18 protein-coding genes are annotated in these 21,043 nt (G+C 72.4%); all 18 read left to right on the forward strand.

What is annotated here, in order from left to right; genetic code table 11:
• Positions 1–13 precede the first annotated feature (13 nt).
• The 18 genes from coaBC (at position 14) to gltB (ending at position 21,036) form a co-directional block, all read left to right on the forward strand.
• Positions 14–1,255, forward strand: coding sequence for a bifunctional phosphopantothenoylcysteine decarboxylase/phosphopantothenate--cysteine ligase CoaBC (gene coaBC / locus AC3RJ7_RS07200; RefSeq protein WP_491455104.1), 1,242 nt, complete (start codon positions 14–16; stop codon positions 1,253–1,255).
• Positions 1,252–2,445 carry a methionine adenosyltransferase gene (gene metK, locus AC3RJ7_RS07205; RefSeq protein ID WP_491455105.1) on the forward strand — a complete coding sequence of 398 codons (1,194 nt, stop codon included), beginning with the start codon at positions 1,252–1,254 and terminating at the stop codon, positions 2,443–2,445. The genes coaBC and metK overlap by 4 nt, the downstream gene beginning before the upstream one ends.
• Position 2,446: 1 nt before the next feature.
• Positions 2,447–4,402 (forward strand): primosomal protein N' family DNA-binding protein, encoded by a 1,956-nt coding sequence (locus tag AC3RJ7_RS07210; protein ID WP_491455106.1) that lies wholly within the window; start codon positions 2,447–2,449, stop codon positions 4,400–4,402.
• 122 nt (positions 4,403–4,524) lie between these two features.
• A complete protein-coding gene (fmt, locus tag AC3RJ7_RS07215) occupies positions 4,525–5,451 on the forward strand; it encodes a methionyl-tRNA formyltransferase (protein ID WP_491455247.1) in 927 nt (308 codons plus the stop codon).
• A gap of 48 nt (positions 5,452–5,499) precedes the next feature.
• Positions 5,500–6,945, forward strand: coding sequence for an RsmB/NOP family class I SAM-dependent RNA methyltransferase (locus AC3RJ7_RS07220; RefSeq protein ID WP_491455107.1), 1,446 nt, complete (start codon positions 5,500–5,502; stop codon positions 6,943–6,945).
• Between the two features lie 78 nt (positions 6,946–7,023).
• Positions 7,024–7,683 (forward strand): ribulose-phosphate 3-epimerase, encoded by a 660-nt coding sequence (gene rpe / locus AC3RJ7_RS07225; RefSeq protein WP_491455108.1) that lies wholly within the window; start codon positions 7,024–7,026, stop codon positions 7,681–7,683.
• A 30-nt stretch (positions 7,684–7,713) separates the two neighbouring features.
• On the forward strand, positions 7,714–7,977 hold the full coding sequence (locus AC3RJ7_RS07230) for a phosphoribosyl-ATP diphosphatase (RefSeq protein ID WP_491455109.1): 264 nt from the start codon (positions 7,714–7,716) through the stop codon (positions 7,975–7,977).
• A gap of 46 nt (positions 7,978–8,023) precedes the next feature.
• A complete protein-coding gene (hisG, locus tag AC3RJ7_RS07235) occupies positions 8,024–8,866 on the forward strand; it encodes an ATP phosphoribosyltransferase (protein ID WP_491455110.1) in 843 nt (280 codons plus the stop codon).
• Between the two features lie 10 nt (positions 8,867–8,876).
• Positions 8,877–9,638, forward strand: coding sequence for an imidazole glycerol phosphate synthase subunit HisF (hisF, locus tag AC3RJ7_RS07240; protein ID WP_491455111.1), 762 nt, complete (start codon positions 8,877–8,879; stop codon positions 9,636–9,638).
• The gene (gene hisI, locus AC3RJ7_RS07245; RefSeq protein ID WP_491455112.1) at positions 9,635–10,024 is read left to right on the forward strand and encodes a phosphoribosyl-AMP cyclohydrolase; all 390 of its coding nucleotides are present in this window, start codon (positions 9,635–9,637) and stop codon (positions 10,022–10,024) included. Before hisF ends, hisI begins: the two co-directional genes overlap by 4 nt.
• A gap of 41 nt (positions 10,025–10,065) precedes the next feature.
• Complete coding sequence (locus AC3RJ7_RS07250) at positions 10,066–11,589, forward strand: anthranilate synthase component I (RefSeq protein WP_491455113.1); 1,524 nt, start codon at positions 10,066–10,068, stop codon at positions 11,587–11,589.
• Entirely contained in the window at positions 11,586–12,263 is a 678-nt protein-coding gene (locus AC3RJ7_RS07255; protein ID WP_491455114.1) for a Trp biosynthesis-associated membrane protein, read from the forward strand. Before AC3RJ7_RS07250 ends, AC3RJ7_RS07255 begins: the two co-directional genes overlap by 4 nt.
• Before the next feature lie 34 nt (positions 12,264–12,297).
• Positions 12,298–12,528 carry a DUF6704 family protein gene (locus tag AC3RJ7_RS07260; RefSeq protein WP_491455115.1) on the forward strand — a complete coding sequence of 77 codons (231 nt, stop codon included), beginning with the start codon at positions 12,298–12,300 and terminating at the stop codon, positions 12,526–12,528.
• Positions 12,529–13,299: an indole-3-glycerol phosphate synthase TrpC gene (gene trpC, locus AC3RJ7_RS07265; protein ID WP_491455116.1), complete on the forward strand. Its 771-nt coding sequence runs from the start codon at positions 12,529–12,531 to the stop codon at positions 13,297–13,299.
• A 1-nt stretch (position 13,300) separates the two neighbouring features.
• Positions 13,301–14,509: a tryptophan synthase subunit beta gene (trpB, locus tag AC3RJ7_RS07270; protein ID WP_491455117.1), complete on the forward strand. Its 1,209-nt coding sequence runs from the start codon at positions 13,301–13,303 to the stop codon at positions 14,507–14,509.
• Entirely contained in the window at positions 14,506–15,300 is a 795-nt protein-coding gene (gene trpA / locus AC3RJ7_RS07275; RefSeq protein WP_491455118.1) for a tryptophan synthase subunit alpha, read from the forward strand. Before trpB ends, trpA begins: the two co-directional genes overlap by 4 nt.
• Positions 15,301–15,419: 119 nt before the next feature.
• Positions 15,420–16,349, forward strand: a complete 930-nt coding sequence (gene lgt / locus AC3RJ7_RS07280) for a prolipoprotein diacylglyceryl transferase (protein ID WP_491455248.1) — start codon at positions 15,420–15,422, stop codon at positions 16,347–16,349.
• A 94-nt stretch (positions 16,350–16,443) separates the two neighbouring features.
• Positions 16,444–21,036: a glutamate synthase large subunit gene (gene gltB, locus AC3RJ7_RS07285; protein WP_491455119.1), complete on the forward strand. Its 4,593-nt coding sequence runs from the start codon at positions 16,444–16,446 to the stop codon at positions 21,034–21,036.
• The last annotated feature ends 7 nt before the right edge of the window (positions 21,037–21,043 follow it).

The following is a 21,043-nucleotide window of genomic DNA, read 5'->3' on the forward strand; positions in this document are numbered from 1 at the left end:
TCCAGAGGGCCGCATGACCCTCAACATCGTCGTCGGCATCACCGGCGGCATCGCGGCCTACAAGGCCGTCGGCGTCGTGCGGGCCCTCGTGCTCGCCGGGCACGACGTACACGTCGTGCCGACCGAGGGAGCGCTCCGCTTCGTGGGTCGTCCGACGCTCGAGGCGATCTCCCGCAACCCGGTGCACACCGACCTCTACGAGGGGGTCGCCGAGGTGCGCCACGTGGCGATCGGCCAGGCCGCCGATCTCATCGTGATCGCGCCGGCGACGGCGAACACGATCGCGAAGCTCGCCACCGGGCTCGCCGACGACCTGCTCGGCAACACGGTCCTCGCGAGCGAGGCGCCCGTCGTCATCGCCCCGGCGATGCACACCGAGATGTGGCGGCACCCGGCGACGCAGGCGAACATCGCGACGCTCGTCGCGCGCGGCGTCACGGTCGTCGGCCCCGGCGTCGGCCAGCTCACGGGCGCCGACAGCGGCCCCGGCCGCATGGAGGAGCCCGACGTGATCGTGGCCGCGGCGCTCGAGCGCGCGGCTGCTTCACCGAGCCGCGACCTCGCGGGCCGGCGCATCGTCGTGACCGCGGGCGGCACGCGCGAACCGCTCGACCCCGTCCGCTTCCTCGGCAACCGCTCGAGCGGCAAGCAGGGCGTCGCGATCGCGGAGGCGGCGCGTGCGAGGGGTGCGCAGGTGACGCTCGTCGCCGCGAACCTCGAGATCGCCGAACCCGGCGGCTGCGACATCCGCCAGGTGTCGAGCGCGCTCGAGCTGCAGGCGGCGGTGACCGACGCGGCGCGGGGCGCCGACGCGGTCGTGATGGCCGCCGCGGTCGCCGACTACCGTCCGGCGAACGTGAGCGAGTCGAAGATCAAGAAGGATGCCTCGAACGACGGCCTGACGCTCGAGCTCGTCCGCAACCCCGACATCCTCGCCGGCCTCGGCGCGACGCCGCACGACGGCACGCTGCTCGTCGGGTTCGCCGCCGAGACGGAGCCCGACGACGAGCGACTGCTCGAGCTCGGGCGGGCGAAGCGCCGCGCCAAGGGCGCCGACCTGCTGGTCGTCAACCGGGTCGGCTGGAGCGAGGGCTTCGCCGCCGACGAGAACCGGGTCGTGGTCCTCGACCGCGACGACGCGGTCGTCACACGGCTTCACGGAACGAAGGCGTCGGTGGCCGATGGCATCCTCGACGTGGTTGTCTCGAAGCTGACGAGCACCACCGAACGCACGAAAGAAGCCGACCCCGCATGAGCGCCCTCCGCCTGTTCACCTCAGAGTCCGTGACCGAGGGGCATCCCGACAAGATCTGCGACCAGGTCTCCGACTCCATCCTCGACGCCCTGCTCGCGGTCGACCCGCACAGCCGGGTCGCGGTCGAGACGCTCGTCACGACCGGGCTCGTCCACGTCGCCGGCGAGGTCACGACGTCGGGCTACGTCGAGATCCCCGCGATCGTGCGCGAGCGGGTGACCTCGATCGGCTACGACTCCTCAGACGTCTGGTTCGACGGCCGCTCGTGCGGCGTCTCGGTGTCGATCGGCGGCCAGTCGCCCGACATCGCCCAGGGCGTCGACCACGCCTTCGAGGCGCGCGAGCGCGCGAGCGACGACCTGCTCGACCGGCAGGGTGCGGGCGACCAGGGCATCATGTTCGGCTACGCGACGCGCGAGACGCCCGAGCTCATGCCGGTGCCGATCTGGCTCGCGCACCGCCTCGCCGAGCGCCTCGCGCACGTGCGCAAGGCGGGCGAGCTCGACTACCTGCGCCCCGACGGCAAGACCCAGGTGACGGTCGGCTACGACGGGCCGACGCCGAAGACGATCGAGACGGTGGTGCTCTCCACGCAGCACTCGCCCGCGGTCTCGAACGAGCAGCTCCGGGCCGAGGTCGAAGAGCTCGTCATCCGACCGGTGCTCGACACCGTCGAGCTGGCCCGCCCCGAACTGGCGGTGCTCATCAATCCGACCGGTCGTTTCGAGATCGGCGGCCCCCAGGGTGACGCCGGCCTCACGGGGCGCAAGATCATCATCGACACCTACGGCGGCGCGAGCCGGCACGGCGGCGGCGCCTTCAGCGGCAAGGACCCGTCGAAAGTCGACCGCTCGGCGGCCTACGCCATGCGCTGGGTCGCGAAGAACGCCGTCGCGGCCGGACTGGCCGAGCGGCTCGAGCTGCAGGTCGCCTACGCGATCGGCAAGGCGTCGCCCGTCGGGCTGTACGTCGAGACGTTCGGCACGGGCGTGCTGCCCGACGAGCAGATCATCGCCGCCATCCGCGAGGTGTTCGACCTGCGGCCCGCGGCGATCATCCGCGACCTCGACCTGCTCCGTCCGATCTACGCGCAGACCGCCGCCTACGGCCACTTCGGCCGCGAGCTGCCCGACTTCACGTGGGAGCGGCTCGACCGCGTCGCCGACCTCCGCACGGCCGCCGGACTCTGAGGTGACGGGCGGCCCGGTCGCCAGGGTGCTCGTCGACTCGCCGCTGCCGCAGCTCGACCAGCTCTTCGACTACCGCGTGCCCGACCGCCTCGACGAAGCCGCACGTCCCGGTACGCGGGTGCGGGTGCCGTTGCGGTCCGGCGGGCGCATCGCCGACGGATGGCTCGTCGAACGCGTCGCGGCGAGCGAGTACGAGGGGCGCCTGGCGGAGCTCGACGACGTCGTGTCGGAGGTGCCGCTCCTGACGCCCGAGGTGTGGGCGCTCGCCCGCGCCTCGGCCGATCGTGCCGCCGGCAATGCGAGCGACATCCTGCGCCTGGCGATCCCGAGTCGCTACGTGCGGGTCGAGCGCGCGTGGCGTGACGCCGAGCCCGACGCCGGCGACCTGCCCGCCCCCGCCGCGGTCGACGGGTTCGAGCCCGGCGTCGTGGAGGCGGGCATCGCGGCCGGGGAGCGCATGTCGCTCGCGGCCGACCCGAGGCCCGTGCGTCTGCCCGGGGGCGAGTGGGTCGGCGCGTGGGCGGTGACGCTCGCGCAGGCGGCCGCCCTCACGCTGTCCGCCGACCGATCGAGCCTCGTCATCGTGCCCGACTACCGCGACCAGGAGCAGCTCGAGGCCGCCCTCGCGGCCGTCGTCGACCCGAAGCGCGTGCTCCGTACCGACGCCAGGCAGTCGGGCGGCGCGCGCTACCGGGCGTTTCTCGACGCGACCGGCGACGCCGCACGCATCGTCATCGGCAACCGCTCGACCGTGTACGCGCCGGCGGCACGGCTCGGACTCATCGCGATGTGGGACGACGGCGATGCCCTGCAGCACGAGCCCCTCTCGCCCGGGGTTCACCCGCGCGACGCCGCACTCATCCGCCAGGAGCAATCGGGCGCGGCGCTCGTCTTCGCCGGACACACCCGGAGCGTGGAGGTCGAGCGGCTCGTGGAGATCGGCTGGGTTCGGCAGGTGGCTCCGCATCGGCACGCGAGGCCCCGCGTCATCCTGACCGAGCAGCAGTCGAGTCCCGAGCCGGGGTCGGCACGAATCCCGTCGACCGCGTGGCGCCAGGCGCAGGAGGCGGTGCGCGAGGGACCCGTGCTCGTGCAGGTGGCGCGTCCCGGGCACACGCCGATGCTCGTGTGCGACCGCTGCCGGGAGCCGGCCCGCTGCGCCGCCTGCGGCGGCGGACTCGCCGTGCCGCGTTCGGGCGGCGCCCCGCGCTGCGGGCTCTGCGGAACGAGCGCCGCGTCGTGGCAATGCCCCGTCTGCGAGTCGACGAAGTTGCGTGCCGCGACGGTCGGCGCGAGCCGCACCGCGGATGAGCTCGGCCGCGCCTTCCCGCGCGCGAAGGTCGTGCTCTCCGACGGAGAGCGCCCGGTGCTGCGGGTGGGCGCGGAACCGGCGCTCGTGGTCGCCACGCGGGGTGCTGAGCCGATCGCCGACGGCGGCTATCGCGCGGTGCTCCTGCTCGACGGCGAGCGGATGCTGCTGCGCGAGTCCCTGCGGGTCGCAGAGGATTGCCTGCGCTGGTGGTCGAACGCCGCCGCACTCGCGGCGCCTGGAGCGCCGGTCTTCCTCGTCGGCGTCGCGGGGGCGCTCGCCCAGGCGCTCGCGGGGTGGCGCCAGCTCGAGTGGGCCGGAACCGAGCTCGCCGCGCGGCGGGCGCTCCGGTTCCCTCCCGCCGTCCGCGTCGCGAGCGTGACGGCGCCGCACGCGGGGGTCGCACGCGCGATCGACGCCGCGAAGGCGTCCGCGCCCGGTGCGGACGTGCTCGGTCCGGTGCCCGTCGACGACGAGCTGGAGCGCGCGATCCTGCGATTCGACTACGGCACCGGCTCCGCGGTCGCGAAGGCGCTCCGCGCGGAGATGATCACGGTCGCCACCGAGCGCCGCCGGCCGGTCGGGGGCCGGCCGCCGCGCCGCCCGCGGGTACTGCGGGTGCGGTTCGACGATCCCGACGTGCCGTAGGCCCGATGCGGGTCGTTCCGGTCCAGCCCGGACCGACGTCGGCGCGACCCGTCACCGACGCCGCGACGTGCCGTGGACGGCGCGCAGCACGGCCGATCCGGAAGAATGGGCTGGTGAACTCCCTGCGCCTCGTCTTCGCCGGAACGCCCGCCCCCGCCGTACCGAGCCTCGAACGCCTCGCGGCGGGCCGGCACGAGCTCGTCGGGGTCGTCACCCGGCCCGACGCTCCACTCGGGCGCAAGCGCGTGCTCACCCCGTCGCCGGTCGCGGCGGTCGCCGAGCGACTCGGGCTCCCGGTCGTGAAGGCCGCGCGGCTCGACGACGCGGCGACCGCTGAGATCGAGGCGCTGCGGCCCGACCTCGGCGTGATCGTCGCGTACGGCGGACTCGTGCGCGAGCCGCTCCTCTCGGCTCCGAGGTTCGGTTGGATCAACCTCCACTTCTCGGCCCTGCCCGCATGGCGCGGCGCGGCCCCCGTGCAGCACTCGATCATCGCGGGCGACGGCGAGCTCGCGGCATCCGTCTTCCAGCTCGTCCCGGAGCTCGACGCCGGCGACGTGTTCGCGACGCACCGTCGGCCGGCCGACGACACCCTGACCGCGGGCGCCGCGCTCGACCTGCTCGCCGAGGAGGGCGCCGAACTGCTGGCCGGCGTCGTTGACGCGATCGCGGACGGCACGGCCGTGGCGGCGCCGCAGGTGGGGGAGCCGAGCTTCGCACCGAAGCTCGCGATCGACGACGGGCGGCTCGACTGGTCGTGCGACGCCCATGAGGTCCTCGCGCGCTTTCGGGGCGTGACGCCCGAGCCGGGCGCTTGGACGACCGTCGGCGGTGAGCGGCTCAAGGTGCTCGAGGCGCGGCCGGCCGATGCCACGTCGACGGACGCCGCACTCGCCCCGGGCGAACTGCGTCCCGAACGGCGACGGGTGCTGGTCGGCACCGCCGGAGACCCGGTCGAGCTCGTGCGCGTGCAGCCGGCGGGCAAGGCCGCCATGTCCGCCGCCGACTGGGGCCGGGGGCTCGCACCCGAGGTCCGCGCACTCGGGTAGCGGGCGCATCGAGGCCGCCTCGACGCGACCGCCGCGTACAGTTGACGGGTGAACGACGAACGCCCCGCACGCAGACCCGGCCGTCGACAGGGCGGGTCCCGCGGGCCCCGCGAGCCGCGCCCGGCGAAGCAGGTCCGCGTCTCGCCGCCGCGAATCGTCGCCTTCGAGGTGCTCGAGGCGGTCCGCGACGACGAGGCGTACGCCAACCTCCTGCTGCCGAATCGCATCGAACGGTCGAAGCTCGGCGAGGCCGATGCGGCACTCGCGACCGAGCTCACGTACGGCACCCTGCGCATGCGCGGCTTCTACGACGCGGTGATCGAGATCGCCGCGGGCCGACCGGTCGAACGCATCGATCCGCCCGTGCTCGACATCCTTCGTCTCGGCGTGCACCAGTTGCTCTCCACCCGGGTCCCCACCCACGCCGCCGTCAACGAGCAGGTCGTCATCGCGAAACGGGTCGCGCCGACGGCGAGCGGGTTCGTCAACGGCGTGCTCCGCACGATCTCCCGCACGAGCGCCGACGAATGGCGCGAGGCCGTCGGGGCCGAATACGACGGCGACACGCGGACGGCCGTGCTCGCCTCGCACCCCGAATGGGTCGTTCGCGCGTTCCGCTCGGCGCTCGACGCCGAGGGACGCGCCGATGAGCTCGAGGCCCTGCTCGGCGCCGACAACGCGGCGCCCAGGGTGAACCTCGTCGCGCTCCCGGGCCTCGGCGACGAGGCGCCCGAGGATCTCGGCTCGCCGAACCGCTTCTCGCCGATCGGGTTCACCGCCGACCGACCGCTCGCGCTCGTGGCGGCCCACGAGGGCCGCGTGCGCGTGCAGGACGAAGGCTCGCAGCTCGCCGCACTCGCCCTGACCCGGGCACTGCCGGTGCGACCGGGGGAGCGCTGGCTCGACCTCTGCGCCGGTCCCGGGGGCAAGACCGCGATCCTCGCCGCCGAGGCGCTCGCCGCCGATGCGGTGCTCGCGGCGAACGAGCTCGTGCCGGCTCGGGCCGAGCTCGTGCGCCGGGCCATCGCGGGCGTGCCCCTCGACGTGCACGTGGCCGTCGGCGACGGTCGCGCGGCCGACGCGGCGACGCTGCGTGCCGACGGCGGCTTCGACCGCATCCTCCTCGATGCACCGTGCACCGGTCTCGGCGCGCTCCGCCGCCGGCCGGAGGCCCGTTGGCGCAAGCAGCCCGCCGACGTCCCCGAGCTCACGAGGCTGCAGGGCGAGCTGCTGGACCATGCGGTCGACCTGCTCGCGCCCGGCGGCATCCTCGCGTACGTCACGTGCTCCCCGCACACGGCCGAGACGCGCGGAACCCTGCGCGCGGCCCTCCAACGCCACCCCGGGATCGAGCAGCTCGACACGCGCGCGGTCGTGCAGTCGGTCGCGCGCGAGCGGATCGACCTCGCGGGCGAACCCGAGACCGTGCAGCTCTGGCCGCACCGCCACGGGACCGACGCGATGTTCATCGCGCTCGTGCGCCGCCCCGCCTGAGCGACGTCGCACCGCGGAGGCCGTGCCATCGGCCGGCCGCGGCGCGAGGCATCCCCGTCGCTGGCTAGGCTTCTGCGCATGACGACGCGCATCAACCCGAGCATCCTCGCCGCCGACTTCGCGAACATCGAGCACGAGCTCGGGCGCATCTCGACGGCCGACCTCGTGCACGTCGACGTCATGGACAACCACTTCGTGCCGAACCTCACGTTCGGGCCGCAGATGGTCGAGCGCATCCAGGCGACGAGCCCGATCCCGCTCGACGTGCACCTCATGATCGACGACCCCGACCGCTGGGCGCCCGGCTACGCGGAGCTCGGCGCGGCGAGTGTGACGTTCCATGTCGAAGCCGCGACCGACCCCGTCGCCACGGCGCGTCGGCTCCGCGAGATCGGCGCTCGTGCGGGCATCGCGCTGAAGCCCGGCACCGATGCCGAGCCGTTCCTCGAGCTGCTCCACGAGTTCGACCAGGTGCTCGTCATGACGGTCGAGCCGGGCTTCGGCGGCCAGTCGTTCATGCCCGAGACCATGCCGAAGCTGCGGCGTGTGGCGGACGCGGTGCGGGCGCGGGGGCTCGACGTGTGGCTGCAGGTCGACGGCGGCGTCACGGTCGACACGATCGGCATCGCGGCCGAGGCCGGCGCCGACACATTCGTCGCGGGATCCGCCGTCTTCAGGGGCGTGCCCGAGGAGCAGATCGCGGCGCTCCGGGCCGCTGCGGCGACGCACGCGCACTGACCCCTCGCCGCCACCGGTAGTCTTGGGGGCGTGAAGACCTTCGACGAACTCTTCGTCGAGCTGAGCGACAAGGCCCGCACCCGCCCCGAGGGTTCCGGCACCGTGCGCCAGCTCGACGCCGGCGTGCACGCCATCGGCAAGAAGATCGTCGAGGAGGCCGCCGAGGTCTGGATGGCCGCCGAGTACCAGAGCGACGCCGAGACCGCTGAGGAGATCTCGCAGCTGCTCTACCACCTGCAGGTGCTCATGCTCGCGAAGGGGCTCTCGCCGGCCGACGTGTACCGACATCTCTGATCGCGCTCCGATGCCCGATCAGTTCCGTCGACACGAAAGCCCAGACATGCTCAGAATCGCCGTGCCCAACAAGGGTTCGCTCGCAGACACCGCCGCGCAGATGCTGTGGGAGGCCGGCTACACCGGTCGCCGCGACCAGCGCGACCTCCACACCGCCGACCCGCGCAACGGGGTCGAGTTCTTCTACCTCCGCCCGCGCGACATCGCGACCTACGTCGGCTCGGGTGCGCTCGACGTCGGCATCACGGGTCGCGACCTCCTGCTCGATTCCGGGTCGGATGCCTCGGAGATCGCCCCGCTCGGATTCGGCGACTCGACGTTCCGTTTCGCCGGCCCGGCCGGCCGCTTCTCGGAGCTCGCCGACCTCGAGGGCGTCCGCGTCGCGACGAGCTACCCCGGTCTCGTGGGCGCCTTCCTCGCCGGGCAGGGGGTCACCCCGTCGAAGCTCGTGAAGCTCGACGGCGCGGTCGAGTCGGCCGTACGGCTCGGCGTGGCCGATGCCGTCGCCGACGTCGTGTCGACCGGTGCCACCCTGCGTCAGGCCGGGCTCGAGATCTTCGGCCCCGTCATCCTCGAATCCGAGGCCGTGCTCATCGGCTCGGGCGTCGAGAAGCCGGGAGCGGCGACGCTGCTCCGGCGCCTCCAGGGCGTGCTCGTCGCCCGCCAGTACGTGCTGCTCGACTACGACGTGCCGGTGGAGCACCTCGAGCAGGCGACCGCCGTCGCCCCCGGCTTCGAGTCGCCGACGGTCTCGCCGCTGCACGACCCCGACTGGGTGGCCGTGCGCGTCATGATCCCGCGCGTCGACATGAACCACGTCATGGACGAGCTGTACGCGCTCGGCGCGCGCGCGATCCTCGTGGGCGCCATCCACGCGGCGCGGTTGTGAGGGTGCGCGCATGAGCCTCGCCGTCCGCGTCATCCCGTGCCTCGACGTGGCCGCCGGCCGCGTCGTCAAGGGCGTCAACTTCCAGAACCTGCGCGATGCCGGCGACCCCGTCGAGCTCGCGGCCCGCTACGCCGAGCAGGGGGCCGACGAGCTCACGTTCCTCGATGTCACCGCGACGGTCGACGAGCGGTCGACGACGTACGAGATGGTGCAGCGGGTCGCCGAGCAGGTGTTCATCCCGCTGACCGTGGGCGGCGGCGTGCGGTCGACCGACGACGTCGCGCGGCTGCTCGGCCACGGCGCCGACAAGATCGGCGTCAACAGCGCCGCGATCGCGCGCCCGCCCCTCATCGCCGAGATCGCCGACCGATTCGGCGCGCAGGTGTGCGTGCTCTCGCTCGACGTCAAGCGCTCCGACCGGACCGAATCGGGCTTCGTCGTGACCACGCACGGCGGTCGCACCGAGACCGACCTGGACGCGCTCGAGTGGGCCCGGCGCGCGATCGAGCTGGGGGCCGGCGAGCTCCTCGTCAACTCGATCGACGCCGACGGGACGAAGCAGGGCTTCGACCTCGAGCTCACCGCGGCCATGCACGAGCTGTCGACGGTGCCGGTCATCGCCTCCGGCGGCGCGGGCCGTGTCGCCGACTTCCCGCCCGCGATCGGCGCGGGCGCCGACGCCGTGCTCGCGGCGTCCGTGTTCCACAACGGCGAGCTCACGATCGGCGAGGTGAAGGCCGCGCTCGAGGCCGACGGAAGGATCGTGCGATGAGCGGAACGCCGTCCACGGCAGCGCAGGCACTCGACCGCGCCGTCTTCAACGATCAGGGCCTCCTCCCTGCGGTCATCCAGCAGTGGGACACGGGCGAGATGCTCATGCTCGGCTGGATGGACCGCGAGGCGCTCCGGCGCACCCTGACGGAGGGGCGCGTCACCTTCTGGTCGCGCTCACGCCAGGAGTACTGGCGCAAGGGCGACACCTCCGGCCACGCGCAGTACGTGCGCTCCGCCGCGCTCGACTGCGACGCCGACACCCTGCTCGTGAAGGTCGAGCAGGTCGGCGCGGCATGCCACACCGGCACCCGGACCTGCTTCGACGGGGACCCGATCGAGGTCGTGCAGGGTCGACTGCCCGACACATCGGCGCCCGTCGACTGACGAACCGGACCGCCGACCGACGCCTGCGACGAGGAGATACGATGACCGCCACGACGACCTTCGAGGAGTTCACCGGCCTGCTCACCGGGCGCCGTGTCGTGCCCGTCGTGCGCGAGCTCTTCGCCGACGGCGAGACCCCGGTCGGCATCTATCGCAAGCTCGCCGAGGGCCGCCCCGGCACGTTCCTCCTCGAATCTGCCGAGCAGGGCGGCATCTGGTCGCGCTACTCGTTCGTCGGCGTCTCGTCGTACGGCGTCATCACCGAGCACGACGACCGCGTCGAGTGGCACGACCACGGCCTGTCGGCCGAGCGGGCGCTCGGCGAGGCATCCGACCTGCCGCCGCTCGCCGCGCTCGAGGCGCTGTTCGAGCGCTGGCGCACGGAGGACGTGCCGGGGGCGCCGCCGCTCACCGGCGGCCTCGTCGGGTTCATCGGCTGGGAGGCCGTGCGGCAGATCGAGCACCTGCCCGACCGCCCGCCCGCCGAGTCGTCCATCCCGGGGCAGGCGTTCGCGTTCGTCGCCGAGCTCGTCGTGATCGACCACCGCACCGGCACGGTGCAGCTCATCGCCTCGGCGCTGAACGACACCGGTGCCGGCGCCGACGAGCTCTGGCGCGACGCGCAGGAGCGTCTCGACCGCATGCAGCGCGGCCTCGCCGCGCCGGCCGAGGCGTGGCTGGCCGAGATCGACCTCGCACGGGCCGCGACGCCGACGCACCGCACCGCGGAGGCCGACTTCCTCGCCGCGGTCGACCGCTCGAAGGACTTCATCCGCGACGGCGACGTCTTCCAGGTCGTGATCTCGCAGCGGTTCGAGCACGAGGCGACCGCGCCCGCCCTCGACGTCTACCGGGTGCTGCGCAGCCTCAACCCGAGCCCGTACATGTACTTCCTCCACCTCGAGGACGGGGCCGGCGAGCCGTACTGGATCGTCGGGTCGTCGCCCGAGGCGCTCGTCAAGGTGCAGCACGGACGCGTCTTCACCCACCCGATCGCCGGTTCGAAGCCGCGCGGCGCCACGCCCGAAGAGGACGCCGACCTCGAGGCCGCGCTCGTGGCCGACCCGAAGGAGCAGGCCGAGCACCTCATGCTCGTCGACCTCGCCCGCAACGACCTCGCGAAGGTCTGCGCCGCGGGCACGGTCGAGGTGACCGAGTTCATGCGCGTCGAGCGGTTCAGCCACATCATGCACCTCGTGTCGTCGGTCGAGGGCGACCTCGAACCCGGAACCAACGCGATCGAGGTGTTCCGGGCGACGTTCCCGGCGGGTACGCTCTCCGGCGCCCCGAAGCCGCGCGCGCTCGAGATCATCGACGAGCTCGAGCCGGCGCAGCGCGGACTCTACGGGGGAGTGGTCGGGTACTTCGGGTTCGGCGGCGACGCCGACCTGGCGATCGCCATCCGCACGGCGACCATCTCGGGCGGCGTGGCCCGGGTGCAGGCGGGCGCGGGCCTCGTGGCCGACTCCGATCCCGCGAGCGAGTTCGAGGAGTCGCGGAACAAGGCGGCCGCCCCGCTGCGCGCCGTCGCCGTCGCCAACGCGATGCGGAGGGTCGAGCCGTGAACCGAGCCCGCATGAAGCTCCCCGCCATCATCGCCTCCATCGTCGGTTCGGGCCTCGCCCTGCTGGCCTGGAGCCAGACCTGGTTCGGCCTCGTGCTCGCGAGCGGCGCCGGCGCGCACGTGGACGCCGAGGTCATCGCGGTGCCCGGCAGCGTCGCGTCGCCGGCGCTCGCCGCGCTCGGCCTCGCCGGTCTCGCCCTGGCCGCGGCGCTCGCCCTCGCGGGTCCTGCGATCAGGGTCGTGCTCGGCGTGCTCGAGGTCGTCCTGGGCGGATGCCTCGTGCTCGCCGCCTCGCTCGCGCTGGCCGACCCCGTGGGCGCCGTCTCGGCGTCCGTCACGGAGGCGACGGGTGTCGCCGGCGACGGGCCGACCGCCGACCTCGTGGGCGCCGCCGTCGCGACGCTCTGGCCGACCGTCGCGATCGTCGGCGGCGTGCTCGTCGTGGCCGCGGGCGTGCTCGTGCTCGCCACCGGCACGCGCTGGCCGGGGTCGTCGCGGCGCTACCGCAGCGGCCTCGAGCCGGCCGATGCGGCGCACGGCGGCCGTGCTGCGTCCGAGCGCGCCATCGACGACTGGGACGAGCTCAGCCGAGGCGACGATCCGACCGACGACCCGGCCCCCACCGACGACACGACCGGCGCCGATGGCGCGACCGGCCCCGAACCGACCCGCTAGACTGGCGGGCGAACCCCCCGCACGAAGGAGCATCATGAGCATTGAGACCGCAGATCCCGGCCACGGACACTCGCCCGCGGCATGGACCGCCGTCACCATCATGCTCATCGCGTTCACGATCGGCACGGTCGCGTTCTTCTTCGACGCGCAGTGGCTCGTCTGGGCTTCGGCGGGGCTCCTGGTCGTCGGCCTCATCGTCGGCTGGGCGCTCGCCCGTGCCGGCTACGGCGTCGGCGGCTCGAAGGTCGCTGAAAAGGCGCACTAGGTGCTCGCCGAGCTGACGGCGAACGCGGTCGCCGACGCACTCGCGCGCCGCGAGACGCGGCCGCTCGCGGACGTCGAGGCCGTCGCGCTCGCGCGCCCCGCGGCCCTCGACGCGCTCGAGGCGTTGCGTCCGGCCTCGCATGTCAAGGTCATCGCGGAGATCAAGCGGTCGAGCCCGTCGCGCGGCTCGCTCGCAGCGATCGCCGACCCGGCCGCCCTCGCCCGGAGCTACGAGCTCGGCGGCGCGAGCGCGATCAGCGTGCTCACCGAGGGTCGCAAGTTCGGCGGCTCGCTCGCCGACCTCGAAGCCGTGCGCGCCGCCGTCGCGCTGCCGGTGCTGCGCAAGGACTTCATCGCCACGCCGTACCAGGTGTTCGAGGCCCGCGCCGCCGGCGCAGACCTCGTGCTGCTCATCGTCGCGGCGCTCGACGACGCGACGCTGCGCGAGCTGTTCGACCTCATCGTCGAGCTCGGCATGACGCCCCTCGTCGAGACCCATTCGGCCGACGAGCTCGAACGGGCCGCCGCGCTCGGCGCCCGGCTCATCGGCGTGAACGCCCGCGACCTCACGACGTTCGAGCTCGACCGAGACCTGTTCGGCCGGATCGCCGACCGATTCCCGACCGACGCGATCCGCGTCGCCGAGTCGGCGGTGCTCTCGCCCGCCGACGTCGCGCACTACCGCTCGTCGGGCGCCGACGTCGTGCTCGTCGGCGAGGCGCTCGTCACGGGCGACCCGATTGCCAACCTCTCAGCTTTCCTGGCGGTGTGACATGGCGCTCAGAGCGCAGACCGGTCCGTACTTCGGCGACTTCGGTGGGCGCTTCGTGCCCGAGTCCCTCGTCGCCGCCCTCGACGAGCTCGGCGAGGCCTACGACCTCGCCAAGCTCGATCCCGCGTTCGGCGCCGAGCTCGCCGAGCTCGGGCGCAGCTACACGGGGCGCCCGTCGATCATCACCGAGGTGCCGCGATTCGCGCAGCACGCGGGCGGTGCGCGAATCATCCTGAAGCGCGAGGACCTCAACCACACGGGCTCGCACAAGATCAACAACGTGCTCGGTCAGGCGCTGCTCACCAAGCGCATCGGCAAGCAGCGGGTCATCGCCGAGACCGGTGCCGGCCAGCACGGCGTCGCGACGGCGACCGCGGCCGCGCTCTTCGGGCTCGAGTGCACCATCTACATGGGCGAGGTCGACACCGAGCGACAGGCGCTGAACGTGGCGCGCATGCGCCTCCTCGGCGCCGAGGTCGTGGCGGTGAAGGCCGGTTCGCGCACGCTGAAGGATGCGATCAACGAGGCCATGCGCGACTGGGTCACGAACGTCGAGACGACCAACTACATCTTCGGCACGGTCGCGGGCCCGCACCCCTTCCCCGAGATGGTGCGTGACTTCCAGAAGATCATCGGCGAAGAGGCGCGCCAGCAGGTGATCGACCTCACCGGCTCGCTGCCGACCGCGGTCGCGGCGTGCGTCGGGGGCGGCTCGAACGCGATCGGCATCTTCCACGCGTTCCTCGACGACGAGGGCGTCGGGCTGTACGGATTCGAGGCCGGCGGCGAGGGCGTCGACACCGAGCGTCACGCAGCGACCATCACGATGGGCCGGCCCGGCGTGCTGCACGGTGCGCGCAGCTACCTCCTGCAGGACGAGGACGGCCAGACGATCGAGTCGCACTCGATCTCGGCGGGTCTCGATTACCCCGGCGTCGGCCCCGAGCACTCCTGGCTGGCCGCGATCGGGCGTGCCGAGTACCGTCCCGTCACCGATGACGCCGCCATGCAGGCGCTCCGCCTGCTCACGCGCACCGAGGGCATCATCCCCGCGATCGAGTCGTCGCACGCGCTCGCGGGCGCGCTCGAACTCGGTCGCGAACTCGGCGACGGCGCGACCATCCTCGTCAACCTCTCCGGTCGCGGCGACAAGGACATGGACACCGCGGCCCGCTACTTCGAGCTGTACGACGAGGAGGCCGCCGAATGAGCGCCCGCAACACGGTCGGCCCGGTCATCGCCCGGCGCAACGCCGAGGCATCCGGCGCCCTGATCGGGTACCTGCCGGTCGGATTCCCGACGCTCGACGAGAGCGTCGAGGCGGCGGTCGCCCTCGTCGAGAACGGGGTCGACGCGCTCGAACTCGGCCTGCCGTACTCCGACCCGGTGATGGACGGCCCGGTGATCCAGGCGGCTACCCAGCAGGCGCTCGCGAACGGTTTCCGCCTCGGGGACGGCTTCGAGGCCGTTCGGCGAATCACCGAGCGCGTCGACGCTCCCGTGCTCGTCATGACGTACTGGAATCCCGTGGTGCAGTACGGCGTCGATCGGTTCGCCGACGACCTCGCCGCCGCCGGGGGAGCGGGGCTCATCACGCCCGATCTCATCCCCGACGAGGGCGCCGACTGGATCGCCGCATCAGAGCGGACCGGGCTCGACCGGGTGTTCCTCGCCGCGCCGACCTCGAGCGACGCGCGCATCGCGAAGGTCGTCGAGGCGAGCCGCGGCTTCGTGTACGCGGTCTCGACCATGGGCATCACCGGCGCCCGCGCCGACGTCGACCGCGCGGCGCGCGGGGTCGTCGAGCGGCTGCAGGCGGCCGGTGCGCCGGCGAGCTGCGTCGGCGTCGGCATCTCGACGGCCGCGCAGGTGGCCGAGGTGCTCGAGTACGCGGAGGGGGCGATCGTGGGCTCCGCGATCGTGAAGGCCCTCGCCGACGGCGGGGTGCGGGGGGCCGGCGACCTCGCGGCCGAGCTCGCACGCGGCACCGTCGCGAGTTGAAGTACGCTGACTGAGGCCCACCCGGCCGACGTCGCTTCCGAGGAAAGGCAGCACCCCGAGTGATCGCCCCGATCAGCATCCCGAGCCCCGACTACGTCTGGCGCACCATCGAGATCCCCATGCCGTGGGGCGTCATCGCGATCCAGACGTACGCGCTGTGCATCCTCGCCGGCATCATCCTCGCGGTGATCATCACGTCGCGTCGCCTCACGAAGCGCGGGGCCGAGCCGGGCGTCGTGCTCGACGTCGCCCTCTGGGCCGTGCCGCTCGGCATCATCGGTGCTCGCCTGTACCACGTGTTCACGCATCCGGCCGACTACTTCGCCGGTCAGGAGCCGTGGAAGGTCATCGCGATCTGGGAGGGCGGCAACGCCATCTACGGGGCCCTCATCGGTGGGGCGATCGGTGTCATCATCGGCTGCCGATTCACGGGGCTCCGTTTCTGGTCGTTCGCCGACGCGCTGGCACCCGGGCTCCTCGTCGCGCAGGCCGTCGGCCGTCTCGGCAACTGGTTCAACCACGAGCTCTACGGCGCCCCGACCGACCTCCCGTGGGGCCTCGAGATCGAGTTCGACAACCCGGCCTGGCCGCAGGGCATCGCCGAGGGCACGCTGTTCCACCCGACGTTCCTCTACGAGCTCGTCTGGAACCTCCTCGGTGCGGCCGTGATCGTCATGCTCGAACGCCGGATCAACCTGCGCTGGGGCAAGGCGTTCGCGATCTACCTCATCTGGTACGGCCTCGGCCGTTCGTTCTTCGAGTCCATCCGCGTCGACCCGAGCGAGATGTTCCTCGGCATCCGCGTCAACGTCTGGACCTCGTTCGCCGCCATCGTGCTCGGCGTCGTGCTGTACCTCGTGCAGCGACGTCGCCACACCGGCGACGAGCCCAGCCCGTACGTTCCCGGACGTGAATGGAAGGGCCCTGACGCTGAGGTAGACTCAGACGAAATCGAGTCCGACTCAGACTCTCTCGACGACGGTGTCGAGGGCGAGAACGACCCCAAGGGCGAGACGGCGGCCACAAGCCCGAGCCGTACCACCTCGTAGACAGGCCGCCCCACCCCGTTCTCCTCAGCGACGCCGCACCATGCGTCGTGCATCCCCGTGTAGGGCCGATGACGTCCCCGCTTCCACCTAGTTGATGAGGACGGTCCCTGTGTCGCTCACCCCTCCCTTCTCGCGGTTCGGAACTGTTCCACCCGCCCAGGGCATGTACGACCCCGCCGCCGAGAAAGACGCGTGCGGCCTCGCGATGGTCGCCACGCTCCGCGGTACCGCGGGGCACGACATCATCACCGCGGCGCTCGACGCGCTGCGGCACCTCGAACACCGCGGCGCGGTCGGCTCCGACGCCGGCACCGGCGACGGTGCGGGCATCATCACGCAGATCCCCGACGAGTTCCTGCGGGCGGTCAGCCCGTTCCCGCTGCCCGAGGCGGGCGCCTATGCGGTCGGCAACGCGTTCCTGCCGGTCGACCCGACCACGCGCAGCCGCGTGAAGCAGCAGCTCGCCGAGCTCGCCGCGTCCGAGGGCCTCGAGGTGCTCGGCTGGCGCGAGGTCCCCGTCCGGCCCGACGAGCTCGGCACCCTCGCGCGGGCTGCGATGCCCGCGGTGCAGCAGCTCTTCGTCCGCTCGGCGGCGACCACCTCGGCGGGCGCCCGACTGGCGGGCATCGCGCTCGACCGGTTGGCGTTCCGCTTCCGCAAGCGGGCCGAACGCGAGCTCGAACTCTACTTCGCGTCGCTCTCCTGCCGCACGATGGTCTACAAGGGCATGGTCACGACCCTGCAGCTCGAGCCGTTCTACCCCGACCTCTCCGACGAGCGGTTCACGTCGAAGCTCGCGCTCGTGCACTCGCGGTACTCCACGAACACCTTCCCGTCGTGGCCGCTCGCCCAGCCGTTCCGCATGATCGCGCACAACGGCGAGATCAACACCATCCAGGGCAACCGCAACTGGATGCGCGCCCGGCAGTCGCAGCTCGAATCCGAGGTGCTCGGCGACCTCGGCCCGATCCTGCCGATCGTGACGCCCGGTGCGAGCGACTCGGCCTCGTTCGACGAGGTGGTCGAGCTGCTCACGCTCGCGGGGCGCAGCCTGCCGCACGCGATCATGATGATGGTGCCCGAGGCCTGGGAGAACCAGGCCGAGCTCAGCCCCGAACGGCGCGCCTTCTACGAGTACCACTCGATGCTGATGGAGCCGTGGGACGGCCCCGCGGCGATCGTGTTCACCGACGGCTCGCTCGTCGGCGCCACGCTCGACCGCAACGGCCTCCGCCCGGGCCGGTACGTCGTCACCGACGACGGCCTCGTCGTGCTCGCGAGCGAGATCGGCGTGCTCGACCTCGAGCAGTCGCGGATCGTCCGCAAGGGGCGACTGCAGCCGGGCCGGATGTTCCTCGTCGACACCGAGCGGGGTCGCCTCATCGAGGACGACGAGATCAAGTCCGACCTCGAGAAGGCCGCGCCGTGGGGCGAGTGGCTCGAGGACGGCCGCATCCGCCTCGCCGAACTGCCCGAGCGGGAGCACATCGTGCACCCGCCCGCCTCGGTCAACCGTCGTCAGCGCACCTTCGGCTACACCGAAGAAGAAGTGAAGATCCTGCTCACGCCGATGGCGAAGACCGGGGCGGAGCCGCTCGGCGCGATGGGGTCGGACACCCCGATCGCCGTGCTCTCGAAGCGCCCGCGGCTCCTCTTCGACTACTTCACCCAGCAGTTCGCACAGGTCACGAACCCGCCGCTCGACTCGATCCGCGAAGCCGTCGTGACGTCGCTCGGCACGCAGATCGGCCCCGAGCGCAACCTGCTGGCCGCCGGGCCCGAGCACGCCCGCCAGGTCACGCTCGACTTCCCGGTCATCGACAACGACGAGCTCGCGAAGATCGTGCACATCGACCCGATGCCGGGTCGGCGCACGACCGTCACGATCCGCGGGCTCTACCGGTTCGACGAGGGTCCCGACGCGATGCGCGACCGGCTCCGGGCGATGTGCGCCGAGGTCGACGAGGCGATCGAGGAGGGGGCGAAGTTCATCGTGCTCTCCGACCGCGACTCCAACAAGGACCTCGCACCGATCCCGTCGCTGTTGATGCTGTCGGCGGTGCACCACCACCTGATCCGGTCGGAGAACCGCATGAAGGTGGGCCTCGTGGTCGAGGCCGGCGACGTGCGCGAGGTGCACCACGTGGCGCTGCTCGTCGGCTACGGCGCCTCCGCCGTGAACCCGTACCTCGCGATGGAGACCTGCGAGGACCTCGTCCGCTCCGGCGTCATCGCCGGGGTCTCGCCCGAGCAGGCCGTCCACAACGTGATCAAGGCGCTCGGCAAGGGCGTGCTCAAGATCATGTCGAAGATGGGCGTCTCGACGATCGCCTCGTACGCCGGCGCCCAGGCCTTCGAAGCCGTCGGCCTCTCGCAGGACTTCATCGACGAGTACTTCACCGGAACCACCTCGAAGCTCGGCGGCGTGGGCATCGACGTCGTCGCGGCCGAGAACCTCGACCGCCACGCCCGGGCCTATCCTCAGGACCAGGCGGTCCGCGCGCACGAGCGGCTCGCGACGGGCGGCGAGTACCAGTGGCGCCGCGACGGGTCGCCGCACCTCTTCAACCCCGAGACGGTGTTCCGGCTGCAGCACTCGACCCGCAACCGCCGGTACGACGTGTTCCGGGAGTACACCTCGCTCGTCGACTCGCAGGCGGAGGAACTGCTGACGCTCCGCGGCATGTTCGCGTTGCGCACCGGCACGCGCCCGGCAGTGCCCATCGACGAGGTCGAGCCGGTCTCGTCCATCGTCAAGCGGTTCTCGACCGGGGCGATGAGCTATGGCTCCATCTCGAAGGAGGCGCACGAGACCCTCGCGATCGCGATGAACCGGCTCGGCGCCAAGTCGAACACCGGCGAGGGTGGCGAGGACCTCGACCGCCTGCTCGACCCCGAGCGGCGCAGCGCGATCAAGCAGGTCGCCTCCGGCCGCTTCGGCGTCACGAGCATGTACCTGACGCACGCCGACGACATCCAGATCAAGCTCGCGCAGGGCGCGAAGCCGGGCGAGGGCGGCCAGCTGCCGCCGACGAAGGTGTACCCGTGGGTCGCCCGCACGCGGCACGCGACCGCCGGAGTCGGGCTCATCTCGCCGCCTCCGCATCACGACATCTATTCGATCGAGGACCTCAAGCAGCTCATCTTCGACCTGAAGCGGGCGAACCCGAAGGCGCGCATCCACGTGAAGCTCGTCAGCCAGTCGGGCATCGGCGCGGTCGCCGCCGGCACCGCGAAGGCGCTCGCCGACGTCATCCTCGTGTCCGGTCACGACGGCGGCACGGGCGCGAGCCCGCTCAACTCGCTCAAGCATGCCGGCACGCCGTGGGAGCTCGGCCTCGCGGAGACGCAGCAGACGCTCATGCTCAACGGCATGCGCGACCGCGTCGTCGTGCAGGTCGACGGCCAGCTGAAGACCGGCCGCGACGTCGTGATCGGCGCGCTGCTGGGCGCCGAGGAGTTCGGCTTCGCGACGGCGCCGCTCGTCGTCGAGGGCTGCGTCATGATGCGGGTCTGCCACCTCGACACCTGCCCCGTGGGCGTCGCGACGCAGAACCCCGAGCTCCGCAAGCGGTTCAGCGGCAAGCCCGAGTTCGTCGTGAACTTCTTCGAGTTCATCGCCCAGGAGGTGCGCGAGTACCTCGCCGCCCTCGGGTACCGTTCGATCGACGAGATCGTCGGCCGGCGCGAGCTCCTCGACGTCGACCGCGCCGTCGACCACTGGAAGGCGTCGGGGCTCGACCTCACCCCGGTGCTCGTCGGCCCGGACTTCTCCGAGGCCGACGCGCGCCGCAACGCCCGCCCCCAGGACCACGAGCTCGACGAGCACTTCGACAACGAGCTCATCCGCCGCGCCGGCATCGTCCTCGAGGACGGCGGTTCGGTCGCGATCGAGCTGCCGATCAAGAACACCGAGCGCGCGGTCGGCACGATGCTCGGCCACGAGGTCACGTCGCGACACGGGGAGCAGGGGCTGCCGACGGGCTCGATCGACGTCACGCTCAGCGGGTCGGCCGGGCAGTCGCTCGGCGCGTTCCTGCCGGGCGGCATCACGATCCGGCTCGAGGGCGACTCGAACGACTACGTCGGCAAGGGCCTCTCGGGCGGCCGCATCGTCGTCCGGCCGGCGCCCGACAGCGGTTTCGTCGCCGAGCGCAACGTCATCGCCGGCAACGTGATCGGGTACGGCGCGACGAGCGGCAGCATGTTCATCCGCGGCATCGTCGGCGAGCGCTTCCTCGTCCGCAACTCCGGTGCTACCGCGGTCGTCGAGGGCGTGGGGGACCACGCGCTCGAGTACATGACGGGCGGGCTCGCGCTCATCCTCGGCGAGACGGGGCGCAACCTCGGCGCCGGCATGTCCGGCGGCACGGCGTACGTCCTCGACCTGCGCGAAGGCCGGGTCAACCGCGAGTCGCTCGCGGCCGGCGAGCTCGAACTCCTCCCGCTCGGCAGTGCCGACCGCGAGATCGTGCGCGACCTGCTCGAGCAGCACGTCGAAGAAACCGATTCCGCGGTCGCCGCGGCGCTCCTCGCCGAGGGCGACGACGCGTTCGACCGATTCACGAAGGTGCTGCCGCGGGACTACGCAGCAGTGCTCCGCACGCGCCAGAGCGCCGTCGACGAGGGACTCGACCCCGACGGCGACGTCGTCTGGACGCGAATCCTCGAGGTGACGAATGGCTGAGTCGGCT

The organism is Agromyces solani (assembly GCF_058349925.1).

What these genes read in the sequence shown, in the direction of transcription:
- metK (WP_491455105.1), top strand. Translation starts at nt 1,252, where the DNA reads ATGAGCGCCCTCCGCCTGTTCACCTCAGAGTCCGTGACCGAGGGGCAT.
- trpA (WP_491455118.1), top strand. Translation starts at nt 14,506, where the DNA reads ATGAGCGCCCGCAACACGGTCGGCCCGGTCATCGCCCGGCGCAACGCC.
- trpB (WP_491455117.1), top strand. Translation starts at nt 13,301, where the DNA reads ATGGCGCTCAGAGCGCAGACCGGTCCGTACTTCGGCGACTTCGGTGGG.
- lgt (WP_491455248.1), top strand. Translation starts at nt 15,420, where the DNA reads ATGCCGTGGGGCGTCATCGCGATCCAGACGTACGCGCTGTGCATCCTC.
- gltB (WP_491455119.1), top strand. Translation starts at nt 16,444, where the DNA reads ATGAGGACGGTCCCTGTGTCGCTCACCCCTCCCTTCTCGCGGTTCGGA.
- hisF (WP_491455111.1), top strand. Translation starts at nt 8,877, where the DNA reads ATGAGCCTCGCCGTCCGCGTCATCCCGTGCCTCGACGTGGCCGCCGGC.
- coaBC (WP_491455104.1), top strand. Translation starts at nt 14, where the DNA reads ATGACCCTCAACATCGTCGTCGGCATCACCGGCGGCATCGCGGCCTAC.
- hisI (WP_491455112.1), top strand. Translation starts at nt 9,635, where the DNA reads ATGAGCGGAACGCCGTCCACGGCAGCGCAGGCACTCGACCGCGCCGTC.
- AC3RJ7_RS07260 (WP_491455115.1), top strand. Translation starts at nt 12,298, where the DNA reads ATGAGCATTGAGACCGCAGATCCCGGCCACGGACACTCGCCCGCGGCA.
- AC3RJ7_RS07250 (WP_491455113.1), top strand. Translation starts at nt 10,066, where the DNA reads ATGACCGCCACGACGACCTTCGAGGAGTTCACCGGCCTGCTCACCGGG.
- hisG (WP_491455110.1), top strand. Translation starts at nt 8,024, where the DNA reads ATGCTCAGAATCGCCGTGCCCAACAAGGGTTCGCTCGCAGACACCGCC.
- rpe (WP_491455108.1), top strand. Translation starts at nt 7,024, where the DNA reads ATGACGACGCGCATCAACCCGAGCATCCTCGCCGCCGACTTCGCGAAC.